The sequence below is a fragment of the Pseudomonas sp. KCJK9058 genome, from assembly GCF_046230975.1.
GTDB classification, from domain to species: domain Bacteria; phylum Pseudomonadota; class Gammaproteobacteria; order Pseudomonadales; family Pseudomonadaceae; genus Aquipseudomonas; species Aquipseudomonas alloputida.
The window spans coordinates 20062-46364 of sequence record NZ_JBJJLR010000015.1 but is presented as its reverse complement, the minus strand read 5'-3'; the positions used below and the strand labels follow the sequence as shown (position 1 = coordinate 46364).

Annotated in this window: 20 protein-coding genes; 12 read left to right on the top strand and 8 right to left on the bottom strand. The window is 62.9% G+C overall.

Annotated elements, in window-relative coordinates; translation table 11 throughout:
• Nucleotides 1-108: 108 nt before the first annotated feature.
• Both acnA and ACK59Z_RS10950 read left to right on the top strand, forming a co-directional pair.
• Complete coding sequence (acnA, locus tag ACK59Z_RS10955) at nucleotides 109-2850, top strand: aconitate hydratase AcnA (RefSeq protein ID WP_108191528.1); 2742 nt, start codon at nucleotides 109-111, stop codon at nucleotides 2848-2850.
• Nucleotides 2851-3100: 250 nt separating this feature from the next.
• Nucleotides 3101-4666, top strand: a complete 1566-nt coding sequence (locus ACK59Z_RS10950) for a PAS domain-containing methyl-accepting chemotaxis protein (protein ID WP_003248720.1) — start codon at nucleotides 3101-3103, stop codon at nucleotides 4664-4666.
• Between the two features lie 748 nt (nucleotides 4667-5414).
• Here ACK59Z_RS10950 and ACK59Z_RS10945 read toward each other — a convergent pair.
• From ACK59Z_RS10945 to ACK59Z_RS10925, 5 genes are all read right to left on the bottom strand, one after another.
• Nucleotides 5415-6299 (bottom strand): pseudouridine synthase, encoded by an 885-nt coding sequence (locus ACK59Z_RS10945; protein ID WP_003248719.1) that lies wholly within the window; start codon nucleotides 6297-6299, stop codon nucleotides 5415-5417.
• 51 nt (nucleotides 6300-6350) lie between these two features.
• On the bottom strand, nucleotides 6351-6659 hold the full coding sequence (locus ACK59Z_RS10940) for a hypothetical protein (protein ID WP_003248718.1): 309 nt from the start codon (nucleotides 6657-6659) through the stop codon (nucleotides 6351-6353).
• 65 nt (nucleotides 6660-6724) lie between these two features.
• Nucleotides 6725-7156 (bottom strand): D-Ala-D-Ala carboxypeptidase family metallohydrolase, encoded by a 432-nt coding sequence (locus ACK59Z_RS10935; RefSeq protein WP_047604580.1) that lies wholly within the window; start codon nucleotides 7154-7156, stop codon nucleotides 6725-6727.
• Nucleotides 7157-7264: 108 nt separating this feature from the next.
• Complete coding sequence (locus ACK59Z_RS10930; RefSeq protein ID WP_003248714.1) at nucleotides 7265-7504, bottom strand: glutaredoxin family protein; 240 nt, start codon at nucleotides 7502-7504, stop codon at nucleotides 7265-7267.
• Between the two features lie 73 nt (nucleotides 7505-7577).
• A complete protein-coding gene (locus tag ACK59Z_RS10925) occupies nucleotides 7578-8786 on the bottom strand; it encodes an ammonium transporter (protein WP_003248712.1) in 1209 nt (402 codons plus the stop codon).
• 312 nt (nucleotides 8787-9098) lie between these two features.
• On the opposite strand from ACK59Z_RS10925, the gene ACK59Z_RS10920 reads away from it, so the two are divergent.
• The 8 genes from ACK59Z_RS10920 to dacB all read left to right on the top strand — a co-directional run bounded on the left by ACK59Z_RS10920 (nucleotide 9099) and on the right by dacB (nucleotide 18180).
• Entirely contained in the window at nucleotides 9099-9413 is a 315-nt protein-coding gene (locus tag ACK59Z_RS10920) for a YqjD family protein (RefSeq protein WP_003248709.1), read from the top strand.
• Nucleotides 9414-9422: 9 nt separating this feature from the next.
• Nucleotides 9423-9797, top strand: a complete 375-nt coding sequence (locus ACK59Z_RS10915) for a phage holin family protein (protein ID WP_003248706.1) — start codon at nucleotides 9423-9425, stop codon at nucleotides 9795-9797.
• Nucleotides 9794-10123 (top strand): hypothetical protein, encoded by a 330-nt coding sequence (locus ACK59Z_RS10910; protein WP_003248704.1) that lies wholly within the window; start codon nucleotides 9794-9796, stop codon nucleotides 10121-10123. Before ACK59Z_RS10915 ends, ACK59Z_RS10910 begins: the two co-directional genes overlap by 4 nt.
• A 144-nt stretch (nucleotides 10124-10267) precedes the next feature.
• Nucleotides 10268-11599, top strand: coding sequence for a deoxyguanosinetriphosphate triphosphohydrolase (locus ACK59Z_RS10905; protein WP_003248702.1), 1332 nt, complete (start codon nucleotides 10268-10270; stop codon nucleotides 11597-11599).
• A 281-nt stretch (nucleotides 11600-11880) separates the two neighbouring features.
• Nucleotides 11881-12498 carry a response regulator transcription factor gene (locus tag ACK59Z_RS10900; protein ID WP_003248700.1) on the top strand — a complete coding sequence of 206 codons (618 nt, stop codon included), beginning with the start codon at nucleotides 11881-11883 and terminating at the stop codon, nucleotides 12496-12498.
• Nucleotides 12499-12506: 8 nt separating this feature from the next.
• A complete protein-coding gene (locus ACK59Z_RS10895; protein WP_108191537.1) occupies nucleotides 12507-16139 on the top strand; it encodes an ATP-binding protein in 3633 nt (1210 codons plus the stop codon).
• Between the two features lie 41 nt (nucleotides 16140-16180).
• Nucleotides 16181-16525 carry a YggL family protein gene (locus ACK59Z_RS10890; RefSeq protein WP_003248695.1) on the top strand — a complete coding sequence of 115 codons (345 nt, stop codon included), beginning with the start codon at nucleotides 16181-16183 and terminating at the stop codon, nucleotides 16523-16525.
• A gap of 200 nt (nucleotides 16526-16725) precedes the next feature.
• On the top strand, nucleotides 16726-18180 hold the full coding sequence (gene dacB, locus ACK59Z_RS10885) for a D-alanyl-D-alanine carboxypeptidase/D-alanyl-D-alanine-endopeptidase (RefSeq protein ID WP_004576444.1): 1455 nt from the start codon (nucleotides 16726-16728) through the stop codon (nucleotides 18178-18180).
• Between the two features lie 130 nt (nucleotides 18181-18310).
• Here the strand turns inward: dacB and ACK59Z_RS10880 are convergent, their stop codons facing one another.
• Together ACK59Z_RS10880 and rlmKL are read right to left on the bottom strand one after the other, a co-directional pair.
• Entirely contained in the window at nucleotides 18311-20701 is a 2391-nt protein-coding gene (locus ACK59Z_RS10880) for a GGDEF domain-containing protein (protein ID WP_108191531.1), read from the bottom strand.
• A gap of 94 nt (nucleotides 20702-20795) precedes the next feature.
• Nucleotides 20796-22988 carry a bifunctional 23S rRNA (guanine(2069)-N(7))-methyltransferase RlmK/23S rRNA (guanine(2445)-N(2))-methyltransferase RlmL gene (gene rlmKL / locus ACK59Z_RS10875; protein WP_102885169.1) on the bottom strand — a complete coding sequence of 731 codons (2193 nt, stop codon included), beginning with the start codon at nucleotides 22986-22988 and terminating at the stop codon, nucleotides 20796-20798.
• A 562-nt stretch (nucleotides 22989-23550) separates the two neighbouring features.
• On the opposite strand from rlmKL, the gene rmf reads away from it, so the two are divergent.
• On the top strand, nucleotides 23551-23766 hold the full coding sequence (gene rmf / locus ACK59Z_RS10870; RefSeq protein WP_003248687.1) for a ribosome modulation factor: 216 nt from the start codon (nucleotides 23551-23553) through the stop codon (nucleotides 23764-23766).
• 161 nt (nucleotides 23767-23927) lie between these two features.
• On the opposite strand, the gene ACK59Z_RS10865 is transcribed toward rmf, so the two are convergent.
• Complete coding sequence (locus tag ACK59Z_RS10865) at nucleotides 23928-24950, bottom strand: quinone-dependent dihydroorotate dehydrogenase (RefSeq protein WP_108191532.1); 1023 nt, start codon at nucleotides 24948-24950, stop codon at nucleotides 23928-23930.
• A 137-nt stretch (nucleotides 24951-25087) separates the two neighbouring features.
• On the opposite strand from ACK59Z_RS10865, the gene ACK59Z_RS10860 reads away from it, so the two are divergent.
• On the top strand, nucleotides 25088-26302 hold the full coding sequence (locus tag ACK59Z_RS10860) for a CmpA/NrtA family ABC transporter substrate-binding protein (protein WP_108191533.1): 1215 nt from the start codon (nucleotides 25088-25090) through the stop codon (nucleotides 26300-26302).
• Nucleotide 26303 lies beyond the last annotated feature (1 nt).

Sequence of the window (26303 nt, the reverse complement as noted above, 5' to 3'; positions counted from 1 at the left end):
GGTCTAACCTGACCATTCAGCCAGGTCCGTGCCGTGCGGACCGATACAGAGCGGTGCTGCCGGCAAACCGTGACTATTTGCCGGGCACCGGTGCAGAAGGAGTTGGCAATGCCCTCGCTCGATAGCCTGAACACCCTCAAGCCCCTCAAGGTCGGCGACCAGACCTACCACTACTTCAGCCTCACCGAGGCCGCCCGCCAGCTGGGTGACCTGCAGCGCCTGCCCATGTCGCTTAAAGTGCTGCTGGAAAATCTGCTGCGCTGGGAGGATGGCGCGACCGTCACCGGCGACGACTTGCGCGCCATTGCCCAATGGCTTGGCGAACGCCGCTCGGACCGCGAGATCCAGTACCGCCCGGCGCGGGTGCTGATGCAGGACTTCACCGGCGTACCCGCCGTGGTCGACCTGGCCGCCATGCGCGCCGCCATGGCCAAGGCTGGCGGCGACCCGCAACGGATCAACCCGCTGTCACCGGTCGACCTGGTGATCGATCACTCGGTAATGGTCGACCGCTACGGCACGCCGCAAGCCTTTGCCGAAAACGTCGACATCGAAATGCAGCGCAATGGCGAGCGCTATGCCTTTCTGCGTTGGGGCCAGAGCGCCTTCGACAACTTCCGCGTGGTCCCCCCGGGCACCGGTATATGCCACCAGGTCAACCTGGAATACCTGGGCCGCACGGTGTGGACCCGTGAGGCCGACGGCCGCACCTATGCCTTCCCCGATACCTTGGTAGGCACAGACTCGCACACCACCATGATCAACGGCCTTGGCGTACTCGGCTGGGGTGTCGGCGGCATCGAAGCGGAAGCGGCCATGCTCGGCCAGCCGGTATCGATGCTGATCCCCGAAGTGATCGGCTTCAAGCTGACCGGCAAGCTGCGGGAGGGCATCACTGCCACTGACCTGGTGCTGACCGTGACGCAGATGCTGCGCAAGAAAGGCGTGGTGGGCAAGTTCGTCGAATTCTACGGCGACGGCCTGGCCGAGCTGCCCCTGGCCGACCGCGCAACCATCGCCAACATGGCACCGGAATACGGCGCCACCTGTGGCTTCTTCCCGGTCGACCAGGTCACCTTGGACTATCTGCGCCTTTCGGGTCGCCCCGAAACGACCGTGCAGCTGGTCGAACATTACTGCAAGGCGCAGGGCATGTGGCGCCTGCCCGGCCAGGAGCCGTTATTCAGCGACACGCTGGCGCTGGACATGGACGACGTCGAAGCCAGCCTGGCCGGGCCCAAACGGCCACAGGACCGCGTAGCGCTGGGCCAGGTCAGCCAAGCCTTCGACCACTTCATCGAGCTGCAGCCCAAGCCGCTGGCCAAAGAAGTTGGCCGCCTGGAAAGCGAAGGTGGTGGCGGTGTCGCGGTGGGCAACGCCGACCAGGCCGGTGCAGTCGACTACAGCCATCAGGGCCAGACCCACACCCTGCGCGATGGCGCCGTGGTGATTGCCGCGATCACCTCATGTACCAACACGTCCAACCCCAGCGTGATGATGGCTGCCGGGCTGGTGGCAAAAAAAGCACTGGAAAAAGGCCTGCAACGCAAACCTTGGGTCAAGAGCTCGCTGGCGCCAGGCTCCAAGGTAGTCACCGACTACTTCAAGGCAGCCGGGCTCACGCCTTACCTCGACCAACTGGGTTTTGATCTGGTCGGTTATGGCTGCACCACCTGCATCGGCAACTCCGGCCCGCTGGACGAGGCGATCGAAAACGCCATTGGCAGCGCCGACCTGACCGTGGCTTCGGTGCTATCGGGCAACCGCAACTTCGAGGGCCGAGTGCACCCACTGGTCAAGACCAACTGGCTGGCCTCGCCCCCGCTGGTGGTGGCCTACGCCCTGGCTGGCAGCGTGCGCCTGGACCTGACGCGCGATCCGCTGGGCTCAGGCAAGGACGGCCAACCGGTCTACCTGCGTGATATCTGGCCGACCCAGCAGGAAATTGCCGAGGCCGTGGCCAAGGTCGATACGGCGATGTTCCACAAGGAATACGCCGAAGTGTTCGCCGGTGATGCGCAATGGCAGGCCATCGAGGTGCCACAGGCCGCCACTTACGTGTGGCAGGCTGACTCCACCTACATCCAGCACCCACCGTTCTTCGACGGCATCGGCGGGCCGCCGCCACAGATCGCCAATATTCACGGCGCACGGGTGCTGGCGCTGCTGGGCGACTCAGTGACCACCGACCACATTTCCCCCGCGGGCAACATCAAGACCGACAGCCCGGCCGGGCGCTACCTGCGCGAACAGGGTGTGGAGCCTCGCGACTTCAACTCCTACGGTTCGCGGCGTGGCAACCACGAAGTGATGATGCGCGGCACCTTCGCCAACATCCGTATCCGCAACGAAATGCTGGCAGGTGAAGAAGGCGGCAACACGTTGCATGTGCCCACTGGCGAGAAGCTGTCGATCTACGACGCGGCCATGCGTTACCAGCAGGAAGGTACCCCACTGCTGGTGATTGCCGGCCAGGAGTACGGCACCGGCTCGAGCCGCGACTGGGCAGCCAAGGGTACCAACCTGCTGGGGGTCAAGGCCGTGCTGGCAGAAAGCTTCGAGCGTATTCACCGCTCCAACCTGGTGGGCATGGGCGTGTTGCCACTGCAATTCAAGGCCGGGCACAACCGCAAACAACTAGGGCTGACCGGCAAGGAGCAGATCGACGTACTGGGGCTGGACGGCGCACATATCCGCCCCGGCATGAGCCTGCCCTTGCGCATTACCCGCGAGGATGGCCAGCAGGAACAGATCGAGGTGCTATGCCGGATTGATACCCTGAACGAGGTGGAATACTTCAAGGCCGGGGGGATTCTGCACTATGTGTTGCGCCAGATGATCGCCGGTTGAGACGGAGCGTCTGGCCGAAGATGTGTTCCGCTCTCTAGACCGAGCGCTGCGCGGGCGGCGCTCGGTCTCCTACACGCCAATACCTCAAAGCTATATGCTTTAAAGTCCCACGCGACAGCACTGGCCCTTGGCCATCCATTCGGTCATCATCTGACTTACCCGTCATTGAGTGCAATCAATGAACCAAATATCCATTCAATAAAACCAGCGGCTTGCCGATACCTGTCGAAAGCCCTGCGGACTATCACCCATGCGTAACAACCAGCCGATTACCCAGAGAGAACGGACTTTCCCTGCCCAGCAGCGGTTGATCTCCACTACCAACGCCAAGGGTGTGGTCACCTACTGCAACGATGCCTTTATCGAAATCAGTGGATTCACCCGCGAGGAGCTGACTGGCGCACCGCACAACCTGGTGCGTCACCCCGACGTACCGCCTGCCGTGTTTGCCCATATGTGGCAAACCCTCAAGCAGGGCCAGCCGTGGATGGGCATCGTCAAGAACCGCTGCAAGTCCGGTGACCATTACTGGGTCAACGCCTATGTCACACCCATCTTCGATAACAACCAGGTTGTCGGTTTCGAATCGGTGCGGGTCAAGCCCACCGCCGAGCAGATCCGCCGCGCCGAGGCCCTGTATCAGCGCATCAACCAGGGCAAGCCACCGGTACCGCGCCGCGACAAGTGGCTGCCAGTGCTGCAGGACTGGCTACCGTTCATCCTGATCAGCCAGGTGGGCTTCCTGATCGGCAACTGGCTGGGTCATTCCTGGGGCTTTGCCTTGGCCGCAGGGCTTTCGGTACCACTGGGCCTGCTCGGCCTGAGCTGGCAGCAGCGCGGCCTCAAGCGCCTGCTGCGCCTGGCCGAGCAAACCACTTCCGACCCACTGATCGCGCAGATGTACACCGACAGCCGTGGCGTGCAGGCGCGCCTGGAAATGGCCATGCTCAGCCAGGACGCACGCATGAAAACCTGCCTGACCCGCCTACAAGACAGTGCCGAACTCCTGAGCGACCAGGCACGCCAGTCCGATGCCTTGGCGCACAAGAGCTCTACGGGGCTGGAGCGCCAGCGGGTGGAGACCGAGCAAGTCGCCGCTGCGGTAAACCAGATGGCCGCCACCACTCAGGAAGTGGCCAACCATGTGCAGCGCACCGCCGATGCCACCCAGGAAGCCAACCGCCTGACCAGCCAAGGCCGGCAAATTGCCGGAGAAACCCGCGAGGCCATCGAACGTCTGTCGGCGGCAGTGGGCGAGACCGGTCAGACGGTTACGCAACTGGCCAAGGACAGCGACGAGATTGGTGGCGTGGTCGACGTGATCAAGGGCATCGCCGACCAGACCAACCTGCTGGCACTGAACGCAGCCATTGAAGCGGCGCGCGCCGGTGAAATGGGCCGTGGTTTTGCCGTAGTGGCTGATGAAGTGCGTCAGTTGGCCCAGCGCACCGCCGAATCCACCGGGCAGATCCATGGCCTGATCGCCAAGCTGCAACAGACCGCCAGTAACGCAGTGCAGACCATGGAAACCGGCCACCGCCAGGCACAGGAAGGCGTCGACCGGGTAATGCAGGCTGACGAGGCGTTGGTAGGCATCAGCGAAGCGGTGGCCAATATCACCGACATGGCCACCCAGATTGCAGCTGCAACCGAGGAGCAGACCGCAGTGGCTGACGAGATCAGCCGCAACATCAGCACCATTGCCGAACTGGCCGACCAGACCGCCGAACAGGCGCAGCACTCGGCACTGCTGAGCGAGGAACTGACCAGCACGGCGGGCAGCCAGTATTCGCTGGTGGAGCGCTTCAACCGCTGAAGCTCGCGACTTGGCCCTCCGCCGCGGTGGAGGGCACCGGCTCTGCCGGTGTTCGCGGGCAAGCCCGCCCCTACAACGGAATGTGCCGAACCACCTACGCGTGCGTAGGAGCGGGTTTACCCGCGAATACGGTAGCGGCGGCAACGGTGAACGGCGGGTGGAGATTGGCAAGCAGGGCCGGCCCTTTCGCGGGTGAACCCGCTCCTACGACGGAATGTGCCGAACCACCGATGCGTGCGTAGGAGCGGGTTTACCCGCGAATACGGTAGCAGCGGCAACGGTGAACGGCGGGTGGAGATTGGCCAGCAGGGCCGGCCCTTTCGCGGGTGAACCCGCTCCTACGACGACCTGTGCCGAACCACCGATGCGTGCGTAGGAGCGGGTTTACCCGCGAATACGGTAGCGGCAGCAACGGTGAACGGCGGGTGGAGATTGGCCAGCAGGGCCGGCCCTTTCGCGGGTGAACTCGCTCCTACACGCGGCCTGTGCCGAACCACCGATGCGTGCGTAGGAGCGGGTTTACCCGCGAATACGGTAGCGGCGGCAACGATGAACGGCGTGTGGAAATTGGCAAGCAGGGCCGGCCCTTTCGCGGGTGAACCCGCTCCTACACGCGGCCTGTGCCGAACCACCGATGCGTGTGTAGGAGCGGGTTTACCCGCGAATACGGTGGTGGCGGCAACGGTGAACGGCGGGTGGAGATTGGCCAGCAGGACCGGCCCTTTCGCAGGTGAACCCGCTTGCTGTGTTACCAGTCCAACCGCAACCGGCTCTCGAAGTAGCGCTCTTCGCCACTCAGCGGGTCCTCGAAACGCAGGCTCTGCGCCAACAGTTTCAGCGGCCGCTGGTAGTCATCCTCTTCATTGAGCAACTGCGGATAGAACGGGTCATTGCTGATCCCTGCCCCCAAGGCCGCCATGTGCACACGCAACTGATGGGTCTTGCCGGTCACGGGCGATAGCCCATAGCGCCATCGCTCACCGTTCTTCTCCAGCACCTCGGCCAGGGTTTCACTGTTGGCCTCACCCTCCACCTCATGCATGCGGAAAAATGGCTCGCCATGCACCAGGCGGCTTTTGTGCACCAGCGGAAATGCATGCTGCGGCATGGCAGCGGCAATGGCCTGGTAACGCTTGTCGATACGCCGCTCGGGGAACAGCCGCTGGTAGGCGCTGCGGCTGTGCGGGTTGGCGGAAAACAGCACGAGCCCAGCGGTGTGCCGGTCGATGCGGTGCAACGGCACCAGGTGCGGATTGTCCAGACGACGGATCAGGCGGCGCAACAAGGTCTGCTCGACGTATTCACCAGTCGGCGTCACCGGCAGGAAATGCGGTTTATCGGCCACCACCAGGTGCTCGTCCACATGCAGCACCACCTCCTGCACCGGAATCGGCCGTTCGTTCGGCACTTCGCGGAAGTAATGCAAACGCATGCCACGCTTGTAAGGCAGATCGGCGGCAACTGCGTGCCCGTTGGCATCCAGCACCCGGCCACGGGCAAAGCGGTCAAGCCACTGGGCGCGGTCGATAGCCTTGAAATGGTCACACAAGCAATCGAGCACCGTCACCCAGTTACCAGGTGGCAGGCACACCGTACTGGCTTGCTGGCGGGCGGGGTCGAAAGGCGTGGTCATGGCTGGGCTCGAGACGTTCATGGCCGCGCATTATCGCCCAAGCCCGCCCCCTCAACCAGCCTGGGCCATCGCCTCGCAGCGCTCCTTCAGCCAGCGCAGTACCTGCACCGGCTCCCAGCGGCCAGGGTCGTAGAGTGCATAGAGCAACCCCTCATAACCCACCACATCCAGCCCTCGGTGGTAACCGGCCCGCTGGAACAAGGCCTCGATCTCGGCGAAGCAGGTATTGAAGTGGACTTTGCCGAACGGCGTGCAGTCGCCCGTCACCAGGCCTTCGAGGCGCAGTTCCAGAACGGCGTCAGCCACCCGATCCACGGGCATGCGGTTGACGCTGTACTTGAGTTGCTCGACATTGAGCATGGCTTCACCTCGATACTGTATTTATATACAGCATACGAACATCCCCTCGCTGCCGTCAATGCGCTTCATTGCAGCCCCGCCAGGTAGCCGCTGCCTTTACGCAGGGTCAGCACCTGCCTGCGCGGCGTGCCGCGCGTCACCGACAGGTGCACCCATTTATCGAATTCCAGGATCAGCTGATCGAAGGGCACCTTACTTTCGCTGACTCGCCGAACGGTCTCGCGCGGACTGACCTCGATCACCGTGAAGTCCGCCGCCAGCCCTTGCACGTGCTGGCTATCGGAGGCGCCACCGATCAACCGATTGACCCTTTCACTGCGATACCCGCTGCTGATGATGATGGGCGCGTCGAACAATGCACGTACCTGTTCCAGCGCACAGCACAGCAATTGCAGGTTGGCCCTGGCTTCGAGGGGCGGTGCATTATCGAACCCTTCGCGGGCGGCGAGCTGGGAAACAGTCATTTCATCGAAGGTGAAATGTGGAGTGATGAACATGGCGAGCTATTCCGATGATGGAGAAGGTTACCGGCGACGGTGCGCCTCCACCGGATCATCAGCTCGCTTCACAGATCATGGAGGAGGGTTGCAACTCCTCTGCAGCCATCATTGCCCAAGAAAGGCCACCACTTGCTCGGTATCGAACGGCCAGTGCAGCTCGGCGCCGTTGTCACAGCGCCGCAGCACCGGAATGATCAGGCCATAACGTTCGAACAAAAGCTCGCTCTCGGCGATATCGACCAGCTCTACCAGCAGGCCATGATCGACGAGAGGCATCAACACAGCCTCGGCCACTTCGCAGAGGTGGCAGCCGAGGGTGCCGAACAGTTGACATTCAGGCAGCATGTGGCAGGTCCCGGGTTGGCATACACAGAAGCCTATTCTAGGCGCGCCACGCCCACCCTGCACCTGACCCGGCTCAATCCTGGCTGGTAGCACCGATCCGGTGCAGCGACAGGTCCGCGCCCTGGAACTCCTGCTCATGGCTCAAGCGCAGGCCATGCAACGCACGAATGGCTCCGTACACGGCAAAGCCACCGGCCAACGCCACCAGCACGCCCATCAGGCTGCCCAGCAACTGGCTGACCAGGCTGACACCGCCCATGCCGCCCAGCGCCACCTGGCCGAACACGCCACAGGCGATGCCACCCCACACGCCACACAGGCCATGCAACGGCCACACACCCAGGACATCGTCGATTTTCCAGCGATTTTGCGCGGCGGTGAAGGTCCAGACAAAGAGCGCCCCCGCCACCAGGCCGGTGACCAGCGCTCCAACCGGGTGCATCAGATCGGAACCTGCGCAAATCGCCACCAGCCCGGCCAGCGGGCCGTTATGCAGAAAGCCCGGGTCGTTGCGCCCGGCCAGCAACGCCGACAGGGTGCCACCCACCATCGCCATCAGCGAGTTGATCGCCACCAGGCCGCTGACGCCCTGCAAGGTCTGGGCACTCATGACGTTGAAGCCAAACCAGCCGATGATGAGGATCCACGAGCCCAACGCCAGAAAGGGAATGCTCGACGGCGCAAACGCCACCAATCGGCCCTCGCGGTAGCGCCCACGGCGCGCCCCCAGCAGCAGCACCGCCGCCAGCGCCAGCCAGCCCCCCATGGCGTGTACCACCACAGACCCGGCAAAGTCGTGGAACGGTGCGCCGAAGCGTGCCTGCAGCCAAGCCTGCACGCCCAGGTTGCCGTTCCACACCACGCCCTCGAAGAACGGATAGACGAACGCCACGATCAACGCCGTGGCGCACAACTGCGGCACGAACCGCGCCCGCTCGGCAATGCCCCCGGAGATGATCGCCGGAATCGCCGCCGCAAAGGTCAGCAGGAAGAAGCACTTGACCAGCGCATAGCCATGGTCGACAGCCAGTGTTGTCGCCGGCTGGAAGAAGTTGACTCCGTAGGCGATCCAGTAGCCTATAAAGAAGTAGACCAGCGCCGAGATGGCAAAGTCGCTGAGGATCTTCGACAAGGCGTTGACCTGGTTCTTGTGGCGCACCGTGCCCACTTCAAGGAACGCGAAGCCGGCATGCATGGCCAGCACCAAAATGGCGCCCATGAGAATGAACAGGGTGTTGGAACCGTGGACCAGAGAGTCCATAGCGCTGTGCATGTTTTCCATGAAATAGGCAGACCTGCTGAAAAAGGCACCAGGACAGTTCAAGAACCTGCATCCCTGCACCGAATCGGTGCCAGCCCCTACCCTGTTCAGGTGAGCGGGGTGAAGCCTGCGTGGTTTTTTCTTGGGTTTGTCGTGGATTGGGTTAAGGTTTATCGGTATCCGCTGCGCGGGCGCCCTGAATCGGCGCAAAACCGGTCATAGGCGCTCCGCAACGTGGCAAAAACTTAGCAAGGCCCATACCAGCAGCCGCACTTGAACCTTCCATGCGTGCTGTCACTCGAACTACCAACACTCATCGACAGGGAGAGACCCATGGCCAGCAAATCGGCAAAGAATGCACAAGAGATATTGATGGCTGACTTCCAGGCCTTGGTGCGCGACACCGAGAAGCTGCTGGCCGACACCGCCAACCTGGCCGGCGACCAGGCCGACGAGTTGCGCGAGCAGATTCACGAGCGCCTGACCCAGGCCCGCGAAACCCTGCAACTGACCCAGGACTCGGTCCGTGAACGCGGTCAGGCAGCGCTTGGCAGCGCCGAGCAGTACGTGCAGGAAAACCCGTGGCGGGCAATCGGCATCGCGGCCGGCGTCGGCCTGTTGATCGGTCTGCTGGCCAACCGGCGCTAAGGGGAACCCATGGAGAATGACGCCAACGGCGCCGGCGCTTCGGGTAAGCGCCTGGGCGCGGCCATGCTGGGGCTGCTGCACAGCCACATCGAGCTGTTCGGTATCGAGTTGCAGGAGCAGAAGGGCCGTACCTTGAGCCTGCTGCTGTTCGCCGGCCTGGCGCTGGTGTTCGCCCTGCTGCTGCTGACCGCGCTGTCCGGGCTGCTGCTGGTGCTGCTGTGGGACAGCTATCGACTGGCCGGTATCATTGGCCTGTGCGTGTTCTATGGCATTGCCGCCCTGTACTGCGGCGTGCGCCTGAAGGCGGCGGTGTTCGACGAATCATCGCCCTTCGGCGCCACCCTCGACGAACTTGCCAAGGACAGGGAGCGCCTGTTGCCATGAGCCTGCCAGAACTGCCAAACACGCGTAACCCGCGCGAACTGCGCAAGGCGCTGCTTCGCCTGCGCATGGAGATGCACCGCCAGGAAATCCGTCATGAGTCCGGTCAGTTGCTTGAACCGCTGCGCCGCGTGCGCGGCATGGGCAGCTCGCTACATGAAGGCCTGGGTATCAAGCATGCGCCACTGTGGGGCATCGGCGCTGTGGTGGCGCTGGGCTTTCTCACCGGCAAGGGCGTACGCAGCGGCAACCTGACGCGCCTGGTACGGTTGGGCAGCACCCTGCTGCCGCTGGTACGCCTCTACCTGCAAGGCGGCCGCCGGCCCTGACGCTCGCCCCGGCAGAAGCAGCCTTGTGCTGCGAAGAGGCCCGTACGATCGATACAAATGCATCAAAGGGCCGGCCTTTTCTTCGCAGCACAATGCGCTCCCTGCAGGGTATGCTGCTGCCTTCGAACGACAGGAGACCGCGCCTTGGACTGGCACACCTTGCTTACCCGCGAACGGCTGGGCAAAGCCCTGTACAGCGCCGATGAACTCGGGCGCAGCCCCTTCCACAAAGACCATGACCGCATCATTTTCTCCGGTGCCTTCCGCCGCCTCGGCCGCAAGACCCAGGTGCACCCGGTGTCGAGCAACGACCATATCCATACGCGCCTGACTCATTCGCTGGAAGTCAGCTGCGTCGGCCGCTCGCTGGGGATGCGCGTCGGCGAGACCCTGCGCGACAACCTGCCGGACTGGTGCGCCCCCAGTGACCTGGGGATGATTGTGCAGTCAGCCTGCCTGGCCCACGACATCGGCAACCCGCCATTCGGCCACTCCGGCGAAGACGCCATTCGCCACTGGTTCCAGCAGGCCGCCGGGCGTGGCTGGCTGGACGACATGAGCGATGACGAACGGGCCGACTTTCTCAACTTCGAAGGCAATGCCCAGGGCTTTCGTGTGCTCACCCAACTGGAATACCACCAGTTCGATGGGGGGACCCGACTGACCTATGCCACCCTCGGCACTTACCTCAAGTACCCATGGAGCGCCCGCCATGCCGACGCCCTAGGCTACAAGAAGCACAAGTTCGGCAGCTATCAGAGCGAACTGCCCCTGCTCGAACAGATCGCCCGCAAGCTCGGCCTGCCGCAGCTGGAACACCAGCGCTGGGCGCGCCACCCACTGGTGTATCTGATGGAGGCTGCCGATGACATCTGCTACGCGCTGATCGACCTGGAAGACGGCCTGGAAATGGAGCTGCTGCAATATGCCGAAGTCGAAGCGCTGTTGCTTGACCTGGTCGGCGAAGACCTGCCAGAAACCTACCGCCAGCTCGGCCCACGCGATTCTCGTCGGCGCAAACTGGCCATCCTGCGCGGCAAGGCCATCGAACACCTGACCAACGCCGCCGCCCACGCCTTCGTCGAGCAGCAGCAGGCGTTGCTGGCCGGGCAACTGGCGGGCGACCTGGTGGAACACATGCATGGCCCAGCCAAACGCTGTGTACTGCAAGCCAAGGACATGGCGCGCAACAAAATCTTCCAGGACAAGCGCAAGACCCTGCACGAAATCGGCGCCTACACCACCCTGGAGATTCTGCTGAACACGTTCTGCGGTGCGGCCCTCGAGCAGCACGGTGGACGTACGCCATCGTTCAAGAGTCGCAGGGTGCTGGACCTGATCGGCAACAATGCGCCAGACCCGCATGCCTCGTTGCACAGCGCCTTCCTGCGCATGATCGACTTCATCGCCGGCATGACCGACAGCTATGCAAGCGAAATGGCCCGGGAGATGACCGGGCGCTCCAGCCCGACCTGAAACGCGTCGGTGCAGCGCGGGCTCGGCCAGGCGCTGCACCACGCTTGCAGGAAACTTCCTACACCGAGGTAACCACACTAAACGGCACGAATAAAAACTAATGAAAAGTTACCAAAATCGCTTTGACAGCGAGTTAAGCACACCTATTCCGTAGCCCATTTTGCTTTATCTTGTAAGCCGTTTCCCATATAAGCCTAACAGCCATTCCTCGCACGCCTGACGACTTCCAACTGCGATAAGGTGCCCACTGTCACCCTCAATCGACCGCAGGGAAGTTGAACATGCATTCCATATTTATCGTTGACGACCATCCGGTGATTCGCCTGGCCGTCCGTATGCTGCTGGAAAACCAGAACTACAAGATTGTCGGCGAGTCGGACAACGGCGTAGACGCCATGCAGATGATCCGCGAGAGCAACCCCGACCTGGTCATTCTCGACATCAGCATCCCCAAGCTAGACGGCCTGGAGGTGCTGGCCCGCTTTCAGAGCATGGCCCTGCCCTTGAAGGTTCTGGTACTGACTGCACAGTCCCCGGCATTGTTTGCCGTACGTTGCATGCACTCGGGCGCAGCGGGTTATGTTTGCAAGCAGGAAGACCTGAGCGAACTGCTCAGTGCAATCAAGGCCGTACTGGCCGGTTATAACTACTTCCCCAGCCAGGCAATAAAAAACAACCAGACGACCGACAGTGACCTGCAACTTTTCCGCCAGGTAAATGACCGCGAACTGATGGTGCTTCAACTTTTCGCCCAAGGCCGCAGCAACAAGGAAATTGCCAAGGGCATGTTTCTCAGCAGCAAGACTGTCAGCACCTACAAGAAGCGCCTCATGCACAAACTGCAAGTCAATACGCTGGTCGATCTGATCGAGATGGCCAAGCGCAACGCGCTGGTCTGAACATGGTCATGGCCCGAGCTATCAACTGCCTGCTGCTCGTCCTGCTGCTGCTCAGCGGCGCGACACAGGCTGGCCATCGTGAAGCCGCGTCTTTTACGTTACTGGCGCGCTCATCGGCCCGCCCCGTCCAGCCCGTGCTCACGCCCGAACAACGGCAATGGCTCGAAGGCCAGCAGGAACTGGTACTGGGCACGTCGGCCCCCGACTATCCGCCGTTCGACATCACCGGTGGCGGCAACGACTACCAGGGCCTGACCGCCGAGTATGCAAGCCTGATCGGCAAGGCCTTGCAGTTGCCAGTGAGGGTGCTGCGTTTCTCCAGCCGGCAGGCGGCGGTGGAGGCGCTCCGGCACGGGGATATCGACCTGCTGGGCAGCGCCAATGGCTACGAAGCGGCCAGTGACGGCCTGGCACTGTCGCGCCCCTATGCCGTCGACCAACCTGTACTGGTAACGCGTGAAGACGAAAACCGGGCACTGGACATGGACCTTGCCGGCATGCGCCTGGGTATGCTCTACCACTATTTGCCCAGACAGGAAGTACTCACCGCCTACCCCAAGGCCGAGCTGCTGGCCTTTGGCTCTTCCAGCCAGGCACTGAATGCTGTTGCATTCGGCCAGGCCGACGTGTTCATCGGCGACACCATCTCCACGCACTACCAGCTCAACCGTGGTCATCTGCCCCGCCTGCGCATGGCCAACTTCGGCAAACACGAGGCCATCGGCTTCGGTTTTGCCTTGCGTCAGCAAGATACCGTGCTGCTGGACCTGGTGAACACCATCCTGGACAGGCAAAGCCCGGCCATACGCTCCAGTATCTTCAAACGTTGGAGCGCCGGCAGCGACCTGTTGCTGAGCGATCGCCAACTGCAATTGAGCGCGGCCGAGCAGCAGTGGTTGCAGAAGCATCCCGTGATGCGCGTGGCAGCCGATGACGCGGCTGCACCACTGTCCTATTTCGATGATTCGGGGCATTTCCGAGGCATCACTGCCGACCTGCTGGAACTCATTCGCCTGCGCACCGGGTTGCGTTTCGAAGTGCAGCGCGCCAGTGGCATTGCCGACATGGTCGCCCGCCTCAAGGATGGCCGGGCCGATGTCATCGCCGCACTGGCCAGCGCCGGGAAACCAGGGGACGACCTGCAAATCAGCCGCCCCTACCTCGAAAGCGCCTATGTGCTGGTCAACCACAAGGACAACAACACACTGAGTTCACTGGAGCAGTTGCAGGGGCATCGCATCGCCATTACCCGGGACAGCACCATGAACGCCATGCTGTCCCGGGACTACCCAAAGATAAGCTGGGTCGAGACCGAAAGCGCGTTCTACTCCATGGCGTTGCTCAACAGCGGGGCCGTCGATGCGGTGATCACCACCCTGATCGACGCCAACCACGCCTTGGCCAGCAACCCCGAGCTGGTCATCCGCACCTCGGTCGGCAGCGAACCCGCCAACTTCGCCATGGCCACCATTGCCCCGTCACCGGCGCTGTTGTCTATCCTCGACAAGGCTTTGCTGAGTATCTCACCCGAGGAGCTGGGGGTAATCAACAACCGCTGGCGCGGCTTTGGCAGGCATGAGGATGACAACACCAAAGGCTACAGCCGCCTTGCCCTGCAGGTGGTACTGGCCACGGCCGTGCTTTTGTTGCTGGCCCTGCTCTGGAATGCCCGCCTGCGCCTGCAGATTCGCCAGCGCCAGCGCGCCGAACGCGCGCTGAACGACCAGTTGGCATTCATGCGCGCCCTGCTCAACGGTACGCCCCACCCCATGTATGTGCGCGACCGCGAGGGTTGCCTGAAAAGTTGCAACTACAGCTACCTTGAAGCCGTGCAGGCCCGCTCCGATCAGGTGATCGGCAAAAAACTCAAGGACAGCCTGTTTGCCGATTCCGAGCAGGCTCGGCAGATCCAGGCTGATTACCAGAAGGTCATGGCGGCAGGCTCGCCGCTGATCAAGGACCGCCCACTACGGATCAAGGGCCGGGAATTGACTATCTACCACTGGATCTTGCCGTACCGCGACTCCCTGGGTGAGGTACAGGGGATCATCGGCGGCTGGATCGACATCAGCGAACGCCGCCAACTGGTCATGGAGCTGCGCCAGGCCAAGCAGCAGGCCGACGATGCCAACCGCGCCAAGAGCACGTTCCTGGCGACCATCAGCCACGAAATCCGCACCCCGATGAACGCCGTCATCGGCATGCTGGAGCTGGCGGTCAAGCGCGCCGACCAGGGCCGGGTGGACCGCAGCGCGCTGGAACTGGCACACCATTCGGCCAAAGACCTGCTAGGCCTGATTGGTGACATTCTCGACATCGTGCGCATCGAGTCCGGGCACTTGTCCCTGGCCCCGGAGGTGGTCGACCTGGCGGCGCTGGTCGAATCGGTGGCGCGCATTTTCGATGGCCAGGCGCGGCAGAAAGGCCTGGCCCTGGAGGTGCAGATCGCCCCGGCCGCACGCTGCCCTGTCCTGCTTGACCCGCTGCGCTTCAAGCAGGTGCTGTCCAACCTGGTGAGCAATGCCATCAAGTTCACCGAGCATGGTCAGGTGCGCATCTGCGTCAGCCTGCTGGATGACGGTACCAGCACACCCGCCGTACTGGAGCTGGAGGTGCGCGACAGTGGCATCGGCATCCACCCCGACGACCTGCAGCGCCTGTTCAACCCGTTCATCCAGGCCAACCCGCACAGCCAGGGCGCCCGCGCAGGTACCGGGCTGGGCCTGGCCATCTGCCGTAACCTGTGCGAAATGATGGGCGGCAGCCTGTCCATGAAAAGCCTGGAGGATGTCGGTACCCAGGTGCGCCTGAAGATGCCGCTGCAACGGGTGGATGGCGCAGAGCAGCCGAAACCGCTGCCCGAGCAGCTCGACGTGCCCGACCCACGGCTGAACGTGCTGGTCATTGATGATCACCCGGCCAACCTGCAACTGATGGCGCAACAACTTGGCTACCTGGGCCTGGAGCACGCCAGCGCCCGCGATGGGCGGGAAGGCCTGGCGACCTGGCGGGAAGGCGACTTCGATGTGCTGGTACTCGACTGCAACATGCCGCACATGAACGGTTACCAGCTGGCGACTGCCGTGCGCGCCGAAGAACGCCAGGGCAAGCGCCCTCCCTGCACCATCCTCGGCTATACCGCCAACGCACAGCCGGAAGTACGCCGCCAGTGCCTGACCGCCGGCATGGACGACTGCCTGCTCAAGCCCATCAGCCTGAGCACCCTCAGCCAGCGCCTGGCTGGCATTCGCCCGCGCCGCCAGCAACGCCCCCGACGCAAGCTGTACCAGCTGGACGGCCTGGCCGCCGTGGTCGGGCCTGACCCGGTCGATCGCCAGCGCTTCCTGGAGGCCCTGCACCAGAGCCTTCAGGCCGATCTGGCCAGCCTGATGGCGCTTCACCCGCAACACGACAGCGGCGCCATTGCCGAGCAGGCCCACAAGGTGCTAAGCGCCGCACGCATGCTGGAAGCCCCTGACCTGATGGCGGCCTGTGAAGCCCTCGAGGCCAGCGACTTGCCTACTGCCCAGGTGCGCCTGCGGCGCCAGGCACTGGCACGGCATATGTGCCGAGTGGAACGTGCCCTGGCCAAGGAATTGGCCACAAGCAGAGATACTCAGGCAGGCAACCAGACGTGTTAACTGGTAGACTGCGCGGCGTTATTACCTAAGAGGATTGTTTCATGGCCACAAACCGCTCCCGTCGTCTGCGCAAGAAGCTGTGTGTCGACGAGTTTCAGGAATTGGGCTTCGAGCTGAACCTGGAATTCAAGGAAGATCTGGATGACCAGGCAATCGATGCTTTCCTCGACGCGTTCCTGGAAGAAGCCATGGACGCCAACGGCCTGGATTATGTAGGCGGTGACGATTTCGGCCTGGTGTGCTCGGTCAAACGCGGCTCGGTCAGCGAAGAACAGCGCGCTGCCGTTGAAGCCTGGCTCAAAGGCCGCAGCGAACTGACCAAAATCGAAGTCAGCCCGCTGCTGGATGCCTGGTACCCGGAAAAGCCTATCAACAAGGCTGAGTGATACTTGTCAGCTTCGAGCTGAAAGGTTGATTGCTGAAAAGGCCACCCCATTCGGGTGGCCTTTTTATTGGCGATGCTTTTCCGTCGAACGTGACACATCGCGGCTGCGCTTGGGGCATAATGCGTACTGTTTACGTCGTGGGGCCATCATCTCTTACAGCCCCAAAGCCCTTTTCCCTCGCCGCAGGGTATTCACTCACTATGATCAAAACGCTTCGTCCCCTCGTTCTTGCCGGCCTGCTGTTGCCACTTGCCTTGCCCAGCCACGCCGCCGTCAATACCACCCTGCCTGCCAAAGTGCAGCAGGCGCTCAAGGCCAACAAGCTGCAGGACACAGCGCTGTCGCTGGTGATGCTGCCGCTGGATGGCCCCGGCACCCCGACCGTGTTCAATGCCGATGTGTCGGTGAACCCGGCCTCGACCATGAAATTGGTCACGACCTACGCCGCCCTCGAACTGCTTGGCCCGACCTTCCAGTGGAAAACCGAGTTCTACACCGACGGCACTCTGAGCAACGGTGTGCTTAACGGTAACCTGTACCTTAAAGGTGGCGGTGACCCCAAACTGAACATGGAAAAGCTGTGGCTGCTGATGCGTGACCTGCGCGCCAATGGCGTGCGCACCGTCACCGGTGACCTGGTGCTGGACCGCAGCCATTTCGTGCAACCCAACCTGCCGCAGTTCAACGACGACGGCGGTGATGATAACAAGCCGTTCCTGGTCAAGCCCGACTCGCTGCTGGTCAACCTCAAGGCCCTGCGCTTCGTGGCGCGCAATGATGGTGGCAAAGTCACCGTTGCAGTCGAGCCGCCGATTGCCAGCATCCGTATCGACAACCAGGTCAAGCCGGTAGCCTCAAAGAAATGCACCGGTGATGTGCGCTACAACCCGGTGCCCCAGGCCGACGGCATCAGTGTCACGGTCAGCGGCCAACTGGGTGACGGCTGCAACTCGCAAACCTACTTGTCGCTGCTCGACCATTCCACCTACGCCGCCGGTGCCGTGCGCGCAATCTGGAACGAACTGGGTGGCAACATCCAGGGTGGCGACCGCATCGAGAATGTGCCCAAGAGTGCTCGTCTGCTGGCCCGCGCCTTCTCGCCAGACCTGGTGGAAGTGATCCGCGACATCAACAAGTACAGCAACAACACCATGGCCCAGCAGCTGTTCCTGAGCCTTGGCGCGCAGTTCCGCACCGATGCCGATGGTGACGACGCCCGTGCTGCCCAGCGCGTGGTACGCCAATGGCTGGCGAAAAAGGGTATTACTGCGCCGCATCTGGTGATGGAAAACGGCTCTGGCCTGTCGCGTGCCGAACGGGTCAGTACCCGGGAAATGGCCGAGATGCTGAAAGCCGCCTGGAAGAGCCCTTACGCTGCCGAATTCATGAGCTCGATGCCGCTGGTGGGCATGGACGGCACGATGCGCAAGCGTCTCAAGCGCACCGCGATGACCGGTGAAGGGCACATCAAGACCGGCACACTGAACACTGTGCGGGCGATTGCCGGCTTCAGTCGCGACAGCAACGGCCATACCTGGGCAGTGGCAGCGATTCTCAACGACCCTAAACCGTGGGGTGCCTCGCAGGTGCTGGATCAGGTGTTGCTTGACCTGTATCGCCAGCCGAAGCTGGCGGGCAGTACAGCAGCTAATTGATTGGTTAGACTGTATTGGCCTTTTCGCGGGTGAACCCGCTCCTACAGGGGTGAGCACGGCTTACCAAACCTGTGCAACCTGTAGGAGCGGTTTTCGCCGCGAAAGGCTTGGTACCGGCAACCGACAGCGCTTAGGCCGACTCCCCCTCCACCCGGTCCCGCCCGGCCTGTTTGGCCGCATACACGCCGGCGTCGGCGCGCAACAGCAAGGCATCAGCGCCTTCGCCCGACCGCCAACCCGCCACCCCAAAGCTTGCAGTCACCTGGCCCACGCCTTCCACCGGCACATTGCGCACCCCTTGCCACAACTCCAGCGCCAGCAACCGCGCCTGATCGACATCGCTGCCCGGGCAAAGCACCATGAACTCTTCCCCGCCCAAGCGGCAAAACACATCGGTACGCCGTAAACGCTGACCGATGCGCTGGCACAGGCTACGCAGCACCCGGTCGCCGACGGCATGGCCGAAGCGGTCGTTGATGCGCTTGAAGTGATCGATGTCGAGCATGATCACCGCCAGCGCCAAGCCATCGCGCTGGGCCCGTTCCAGTTCGATCTTGAGCCGCTCCTGGAAGTAGCGACGATTATGGATACCGGTCAGCGAGTCGGTGACCGACAGCGCCCGCAACTCTTCCTCCACGCCCTTCAGGTCGGAGATGTCAGTCAGGTAGCCATGCCACAGCGTGCAGCCCTGCTCGCCCACTTCCGGGGTCGCCTCGCCACGCACCCAGCGCAGTCCGGCCCGGGGCAGGCAGACGCGATACTCCTCGCGCCAGGGTGACAGGTGTTCGGCCGAATAGCGCACCGAGCGGCGCACGCGCTCCAGGTCATCGGGGTGGATACGTTCGAACACCCCCGAGGCATCCTCACGCAATTGCATGAGGTCGACCTCATAAATGTCATACAGGCCCATGCTGGCATATGGAAAACACGAATGGCCGTTGGCATCCAGGCGATATTGGTAGATGCCGCCCGGCACCTCGGCACTGAGCTTTTCCAGCAACCGGTCACGCGCTGCCAACGCCTCATGCACCCGGCGCCGCTCGGTCACGTCAATGCAGATGGCCAGGTAGCCAACCCACAACCCCTGTTCGTCGAGCATGGCAGTCACTAGCATGTTGGCGACCAGCTGGCTGCCATCAGCCCGTAGCAAGGTCCACTCGCCAGGCTCGGCCCCGTGCTCCTGTACCGTTTCAGCGAACATCGCCTGGCCCCCAGCAATGGCGCGGCCAAAACGCAAGCTCAAGGCATGGGCACGCAGGTTCAGCTCCTCCGGCAGCACCAGGTCTTCAAGGCGCAAGCGGCCGATCGCTTCGCTGGCCGCGTAACCGAGCATGCGTTCGGCACCGGCGTTGAACGTGCTGACCACCCCCTTGAGGTTGGTGGCGATGATCGCCACCTGGGTCGCGGCATCCAGCACACCGCGCAGTTGGTTGTGGGTGCCACGCAACGACTGCTCGCTGACCTGCAACTCGGCCGTACGCTGAGCGACCAAGGCCAGGGCGCGCTGACGCTGGCTCAACAGGCTGTAGAGCAGCACGCTGAGCAACAGGCTCAACAGTCCGCCCAACAAACCGACCGCCAGCACTGCCGAGGAGCGGTTCGCCTGCACGAACGCCTGGCTCGGCTGAATGCTCAGCTGGAAATAGTGATCGGCCAGGCGCAACAACTGATTGCTGGCCAGGGCCAAGGGCGCGACCTGATTTTGCGAATCGAACATCACGACGGGGCCTTGTAACCCAGACGGGTCCGTGATGCGCACGACAAGGTTGTCATCAGTCGCTACCGGCCGACCGTCGCTGACCAGCTCGCGCATGCTCAGCAAGGCCACCACATAACCCGCTGCAGCACCGCGGGGGTCGGCATCGGAAAATACCGGCGCGACCATCAACAGGCCGCGCTCTGCCGAGTGGGTATCGAACAGGGCCAATGGCTCGGACACCGCCATGCTGCCCGGCCCCAACGCCCGCGCCAAGGCTGCCTGAGGCTCGCTTCGGCCAGCGAGGTCCAGGCCGTAGGGCAACCCGGGCAGTTCGCCCGATTGGGTATAGAGTACCGGGAAGTAATGATCGCGCTGCGACGCCGGGCGCCACTGGCCTTGCGCGTCCGTGTCCCGGATCACATAGCCTGGGCCGGTATGGTCACTGGCCAGGCGCTCGAATTCGGCGCGTTGCGCAGCCTCGACGCGCGGCGCCCAGGCATAGGCCAGGGTGCGCTGTAGCAGTGGCCGCGCATAGCCGTCAAATTCGCGCGGGCTGATGTCGTTGGAAAAGCTGAAAAACCGCCGCAGCCCGTCCAGGCGCTGCTGCTGTTCGTCAAAGCGCTCGGCAATACGGCTGGCGCGCTCGCTGGCCAGCAGCTCGAAGCGCTGGCGCAGTTGCTGTTTGTAGAAGGTGTGCGCGGCAAATGCCAAGGCGGCGGTCAACAAGCCGCCCGCCACCAGTGCAATCAGCGCCATCGCCCAGGCGGACACCCTCTCTGTGCACAAGCCAAGCAACCGCGCACGCACGCCACACTTTGACATACACCCATCTCGTCACGTCAGCGTCCTGCGGATTATCTTGCCCTGCCCTCAGTTATAGCTATTGGCCATTAGCCGTGCAATGTACCTCGTCGCCTCAACGAAGCTGCAAACGCCAGGCGCGATGGATACGGTTATTACGGGCGAAGTCCGGGTCCAGGGTCTGCGCGCTGATTTCTTCCACCACGTAACGCGCCATCAGGTGCTCGTCCAGCTGGAACTTGCGGAAGTTGTTGGAGAAATACAGCACACCACCCGGCGCCAGACGGGCCATGGCCAGGTCCAACAGCTGAACATGGTCACGCTGCACGTCGAATACACCTTCCATGCGCTTGGAGTTGGAGAAGGTTGGCGGGTCGATGAAGATCAGGTCGTAGCTGTCACGGTTGCCTTCCAGCCAAGCCATTACATCGCTTTGCTCCAGGCGGTTGCGCTCGGAATAGCCATTGAGTGCCAGGTTACGCCGCGCCCAGTCCAGGTAGGTTTTCGACAGGTCGACGCTGGTGGTGCTGCGCGCACCGCCCTTGGCCGCGTGCACGGTGGCCGTGGCGGTGTAGCAGAACAGGTTGAGGAAGCGCTTGCCGGCAGCCTCACGCTGGATGCGCATACGCATCGGGCGGTGGTCGAGGAACAGCCCGGTATCCAGGTAGTCGGTGAGGTTGACCAGCAGCTTGACGCCACCTTCGTTCACTTCCTGGAAGCGGCCCTCGGTAGCCTGACGTTCGTACTGGCGCGTGCCGCTTTGCCGCTCGCGACGTTTGAGCACTACACGCTGCGGCGAAATGCCCAACGCCTGCGGGATGGCCGCCAGTGCATCGAGCAGACGCGCCTGAGCCTTGTCCGGGTCGACCGAACGTGGCGCGGCGTATTCCTGCACGTGTACCCAGTCCTGGTACAGGTCGACCGCCAGGGCATATTCAGGCATGTCGGCATCGTACAGGCGATAGCAGTCGACCTGCTCGCGACGGGCCCACTTGCCCAGTTGCTTGAGGTTCTTCTGCAGGCGGTTGGCAAACATCTGCGCCCCTTCCGACAGCCGCGCGGGCTCGCTGGCCTGTGGTGCCTGCTGACGGGTTTCGGTGCCTTCAGGCTGCGCTTCGCGGCGTTCACCGGTGACGAACTGGTCCGGCTGCACCTTGAACAGCAGCAGCTTGCATGGCAATGCGCCGTTCCAGAACGCGTACTGCTTGTGGCTACGAATGCCCATGCGCTTGCCCAGTTGCGGCGCACCAGTGAATACCGCTGCTTCCCAGCCCATGCAGGCCTGGCGCAGGCGCTCGCCCAGATTCTGGTAGAGGTACAGCAGGCTGGCTTCGTCACCCAGACGCTCACCGTAGGGCGGGTTGCTGATGACCAGGCCTTTCTGGTTCTGGTCCGGGCGCGGCTCGAAGGTACTGACTTCGCCTTGGTAGATCTTCACCCAGTCGCCCAAGCCGGCACGCTCGACGTTGTTGCGGCCCGGCTGGATCAGCCGCGGGTCAGCCTCGTAGCCACGGATCCACAGCGGTGGCTTGGCCAGGCCGGCCTGCGCGCGCGCCTGCGCTTCGTCATGCACCTTGCGCCACAGCGCCGGCACATGGCCGAGCCAGGCACTGAAGCCCCAGCGTTCGCGCTTGAGGTTGGGGGCGATATCGGCGGCGATCATCGCTGCCTCGACCAGGAAGGTACCCACACCGCACATCGGGTCGGCCAGCGCACCACCTTCGGCAGCAATACGCGGCCAGCCAGCACGGATCAGCACCGCTGCCGCCAGGTTTTCCTTCAGCGGTGCGGCGCCTTGCTGCAGGCGGTAGCCACGCTGGTGCAGGCTGTGCCCGGACAGGTCGAGGGACAAAATGGCCTCGCCGCGGTCCAGGCGCAGGTGCACACGCACGTCAGGGTCGATCTTTTCGACTGACGGGCGCAGGCCTTCGCGGTTACGCAGCTTGTCTACGATCGCATCCTTGACCTTCAGCGCACCGAAGTGAGTATTGTCGATGCCTGAGCCATGGCCGCTGAACTCCACAGCCAGGGTGCCGTCGGCTGCCAGGTGGTCAGCCCAGTCGACCGCGTGCACGCCGTCGTAAAGGTCGTCGGCGTTCTTCATCGAGAAGCGCTTGAGCACCAGCAATACGCGGTTGGCCAGACGTGACCAGACACACAGGCGGTAAGCAGTTTCCATGTCGGCGGCGCCGCGAATGGCCGAGGTGTGCTCGCGCACCTCGTCAAGGCCGAGGCCCTTGGCCTCTTCGGCGAGCAGGCTTTCAAGGCCTTTGGGACAGGTGAGGTAAAGTTCGAAACGGTCCGACATGAGTATTCCAGCGCCTTGGGCTATTTGACTGACGGGGCGACGCATCGCCCCGCGATGTTTGCCCGTACACCTTTCCAGCAGGCGTGCGGGTGGCCCTCTGCGGCACACAACGTGCTGCAGAAAAGCCGGGCCGCCTGACCGATCCGTGCTTGGCCCAGTGGCAAAGACAGCTTAGATCATCAGGCAGTACGTGTAATTCTGGCGATCTGCGGGCCAATGTGACCCTTCGTCGCATTTCAAATTATTTCTGTCATCCGCAAACAACGCTGGCGAAATGACGTCAAAGAACGGCAAACCCCGATCATTGCAGGGCTAAACACCAAACAAGGTTGAGTCGCATTTATTTACTTATCCCCTCACCCTTGGAAAGGTTACGTGCTTATGACAAATCGATCATTCACACCGTGACTCGCATTCGATAGAACTGGTCTCAGGCCGCTTCGCAACGAGGCGGCACTTTCAGCTCGCCACGCCGGCAGCGAGCGCAAACCGGCAGAACGACTCTGCCCGGCCTCGGAGAGGCCGACGGGACATTACAGTCAACAAGTGAGGGCAACACCCTATGAGAAGACTTAAGCGTGATCCGTTGGAAAGAGCATATTCACGTGGCTACCAATACGGGGTCACCGGCAAATCCCGCGAACTTTGCCCCTTCAATCTTCCTTCTGTTCGCCAAGCCTGGATCAACGGCTGGCGTGAAGGTCGCGGTGATAACTGGGACGGAATGACTGGCACCGCTGGCATCCATAGACTCAACGAAAATCACGCCGTTGGCTGAACGAGGACACTGAATTCGATTTACCATGCACGCCCCATCCGGGCGGCGGGCGAAGGCCCAGGGGCCCCTTGAAGGGGCCCTTTTTTATGCCTTGGCAAACCTCATAAGCTGTACCCACTATCCCTGCAAGAGCGGGCTTGCCCGCGAACCGGCCCGTCAGGTCACCGCGGCATTGCCGCGATAGCATCCACCGCTTCGCGAATCAGCGCCGGCCCTTTGTAAATGAAGCCCGAGTAGATCTGCACCAGGCTCGCCCCGGCCGCGATCTTCTCGGCAGCATGGCGGCCTTCGGTAATGCCCCCGGCGGCAATGATCGGCAACTTGCCGCCCAGCTCACCTGCCAGCACCTTGACGATATGGGTGCTCTTCTCCAGCACTGGTGCGCCCGACAGGCCGCCCGCCTCGCCACCGTACGGCAATGCTTCGACACCTTCACGGCCCAGCGTGGTGTTGGTGGCGATCACCGCATCCATGCCCGACGCCATCAGCGCAGCGGCCACCAGCGCCGTTTCTTCGTCGCTCATGTCCGGCGCGATCTTGATTGCCAGGGGCACGCGCTTGCCATGTGCACCGGCCAGTTGTTCGCGGCGCTCGGCCAGGGCGTCGAGCAACTGCTTGAGCGAGTCGCCGAACTGCAGGCTGCGCAGGCCCGGGGTGTTGGGCGAGCTGACATTGACCGTGATGTAGCTGGCGGCGGTGTAGACCTTGTCCAGGCAGATCAGATAGTCATCGACGGCACGTTCGACCGGGGTATCGAAGTTCTTGCCGATGTTGATGCCCAGCACCCCCTTGTAGCGCGAGGCGCGTACGCGGTCGAGCAGGTGATCAACGCCCAGGTTGTTGAAGCCCATGCGGTTGATGATGGCCGTGGCTTCCGGCAGGCGGAACAACCGTGGCTTGGGGTTGCCAGGCTGCGGACGCGGGGTGACAGTGCCGATTTCGACAAAGCCGAAGCCCAGCTGGGCGAAGCCGTCGATGGCCGCGCCGTTCTTGTCCAGGCCAGCTGCCAGCCCCACCGGGTTGGCAAAGTTCAAGCCCATGACCGAAACCGGCAATGACGCCGGTTGCTTGCACAGCATGCCATTGAGGCCCATACGGCCACCGGCGCCGATCAGGTCCAGGGACAGGTCGTGGGAAGTTTCCGGGGAAAGCTTGAACAGCAGCTGGCGGGCCAGGGTATACATGGGCGGGCAAGGCTCAGGGTGAGTGAGGGGGCGATTATAGCCAGCGTGGGGCTGGCAGGACAGCAAATCGTGGAGCGCTTGGCACATCGGTTGCACCCGTTCAGCCCACAGCCTTATCAGTAAGGGCGAGGACTCTTGTGAACACTGTACCCCGAGCAACGCCCCTGGCCTGGGTCAACGGCAGCGACGCGCCGGAAAAAACCAGCCTGAACATCGGCTACATGGCCCTGACCGACTGCGCCTCGGTCGTGGTCACCGCCACCCAGGGCTTCGCCCAGCAGCACGGCCTTACCCTCAACCTCAAGCGCCAGGGCTCGTGGGCCGGGCTGCGCGACAAGCTGGTCAGCGGCGAACTGGACGCCGCGCATTGCCTGTATGGCCTGGTCTACGCCGTGCATCTGGGCATTGGCGGCGTACCCGCCAGCGACATGGCGGTGCTCATGGGCCTGAACCAGAACGCCCAGGCTATCAACCTGTCCCCTGCCTTGCAGCGCAAGGGCGTGACCAACCCTGAGGCGCTGGCGCGCCTGGTGCACCAGCATGGCGCACGCCTGACGTTCGCCCAGACCTTCCCCACCGGCACCCACGCCATGTGGTTGTATTACTGGCTGGCCAGCCAGGGCATCCACCCGCTGCGCGACGTCGACAGCGTCGTGGTGCCACCGGCGCAGATGGCTGCACACCTCCAGGCCGGGCGCATTGACGGCTTCTGCGTCGGCGAGCCCTGGGCCGCCGACGCGGTGGCCAAAGGCCAAGGCTTCACCCTAGCCACCAGCCAGTCGATCTGGCCGGATCACCCGGAAAAGGTCCTGGCCTGCGCCCGCGTCTTTGCCGAGCAATACCCCAACAGCGCCCGTGCGCTGATCAAGGCGATCCTCACCGCCAGCCGGTTCATCGAGCAAAGCCCGGAAAACCGCCGCAGCACCGCGCAACTGCTCAGCGCAAGTGCCTATCTGGACACCCCGCTGGACAGCATAGCCCCCCGCCTGCTCGGCCACTATGAGGATGGCCTGGGCAACCAATGGCAAGACCCACATGCCCTGCGCCTGTTCGACCAGGGCCGGGCCAACCTGCCCTATCTGTCCGACGGTATGTGGTTCATGACCCAGTTCCGCCGCTGGGGCCTGCTGCGCGAAGACCCTGACTACTTCGGCGTGGCCCGGCAGGTCCAGCAACTGCAGTTGTACAGCGAGGCCGCACACAGCCTGGGCATCGCTTGCCCAGGCCAAACGATGCGCAGCAGCCTGCTGATCGATGGCTCCCGCTGGGATGGCAGCGACCCCTTCGGCTATGCCCGCAGTTTCAGCTTGCATGCCTTGGGTGACTTGCCCGATGCCCGTGTCGGCGCGTGAG

Bases quoted from the DNA above. Each gene is read 5' to 3' on its own strand.
- acnA (WP_108191528.1), top strand. From the start codon at position 109: ATGCCCTCGCTCGATAGCCTGAACACCCTCAAGCCCCTCAAGGTCGGC.
- ACK59Z_RS10950 (WP_003248720.1), top strand. From the start codon at position 3,101: ATGCGTAACAACCAGCCGATTACCCAGAGAGAACGGACTTTCCCTGCC.
- ACK59Z_RS10945 (WP_003248719.1), bottom strand. From the start codon at position 6,299: ATGACCACGCCTTTCGACCCCGCCCGCCAGCAAGCCAGTACGGTGTGC.
- ACK59Z_RS10940 (WP_003248718.1), bottom strand. From the start codon at position 6,659: ATGCTCAATGTCGAGCAACTCAAGTACAGCGTCAACCGCATGCCCGTG.
- ACK59Z_RS10935 (WP_047604580.1), bottom strand. From the start codon at position 7,156: ATGTTCATCACTCCACATTTCACCTTCGATGAAATGACTGTTTCCCAG.
- ACK59Z_RS10930 (WP_003248714.1), bottom strand. From the start codon at position 7,504: ATGCTGCCTGAATGTCAACTGTTCGGCACCCTCGGCTGCCACCTCTGC.
- ACK59Z_RS10925 (WP_003248712.1), bottom strand. From the start codon at position 8,786: ATGGAAAACATGCACAGCGCTATGGACTCTCTGGTCCACGGTTCCAAC.
- ACK59Z_RS10920 (WP_003248709.1), top strand. From the start codon at position 9,099: ATGGCCAGCAAATCGGCAAAGAATGCACAAGAGATATTGATGGCTGAC.
- ACK59Z_RS10915 (WP_003248706.1), top strand. From the start codon at position 9,423: ATGGAGAATGACGCCAACGGCGCCGGCGCTTCGGGTAAGCGCCTGGGC.
- ACK59Z_RS10910 (WP_003248704.1), top strand. From the start codon at position 9,794: ATGAGCCTGCCAGAACTGCCAAACACGCGTAACCCGCGCGAACTGCGC.
- ACK59Z_RS10900 (WP_003248700.1), top strand. From the start codon at position 11,881: ATGCATTCCATATTTATCGTTGACGACCATCCGGTGATTCGCCTGGCC.
- ACK59Z_RS10895 (WP_108191537.1), top strand. From the start codon at position 12,507: ATGGCCCGAGCTATCAACTGCCTGCTGCTCGTCCTGCTGCTGCTCAGC.
- ACK59Z_RS10890 (WP_003248695.1), top strand. From the start codon at position 16,181: ATGGCCACAAACCGCTCCCGTCGTCTGCGCAAGAAGCTGTGTGTCGAC.
- dacB (WP_004576444.1), top strand. From the start codon at position 16,726: ATGATCAAAACGCTTCGTCCCCTCGTTCTTGCCGGCCTGCTGTTGCCA.
- ACK59Z_RS10880 (WP_108191531.1), bottom strand. From the start codon at position 20,701: ATGTCAAAGTGTGGCGTGCGTGCGCGGTTGCTTGGCTTGTGCACAGAG.
- rlmKL (WP_102885169.1), bottom strand. From the start codon at position 22,988: ATGTCGGACCGTTTCGAACTTTACCTCACCTGTCCCAAAGGCCTTGAA.
- rmf (WP_003248687.1), top strand. From the start codon at position 23,551: ATGAGAAGACTTAAGCGTGATCCGTTGGAAAGAGCATATTCACGTGGC.
- ACK59Z_RS10865 (WP_108191532.1), bottom strand. From the start codon at position 24,950: ATGTATACCCTGGCCCGCCAGCTGCTGTTCAAGCTTTCCCCGGAAACT.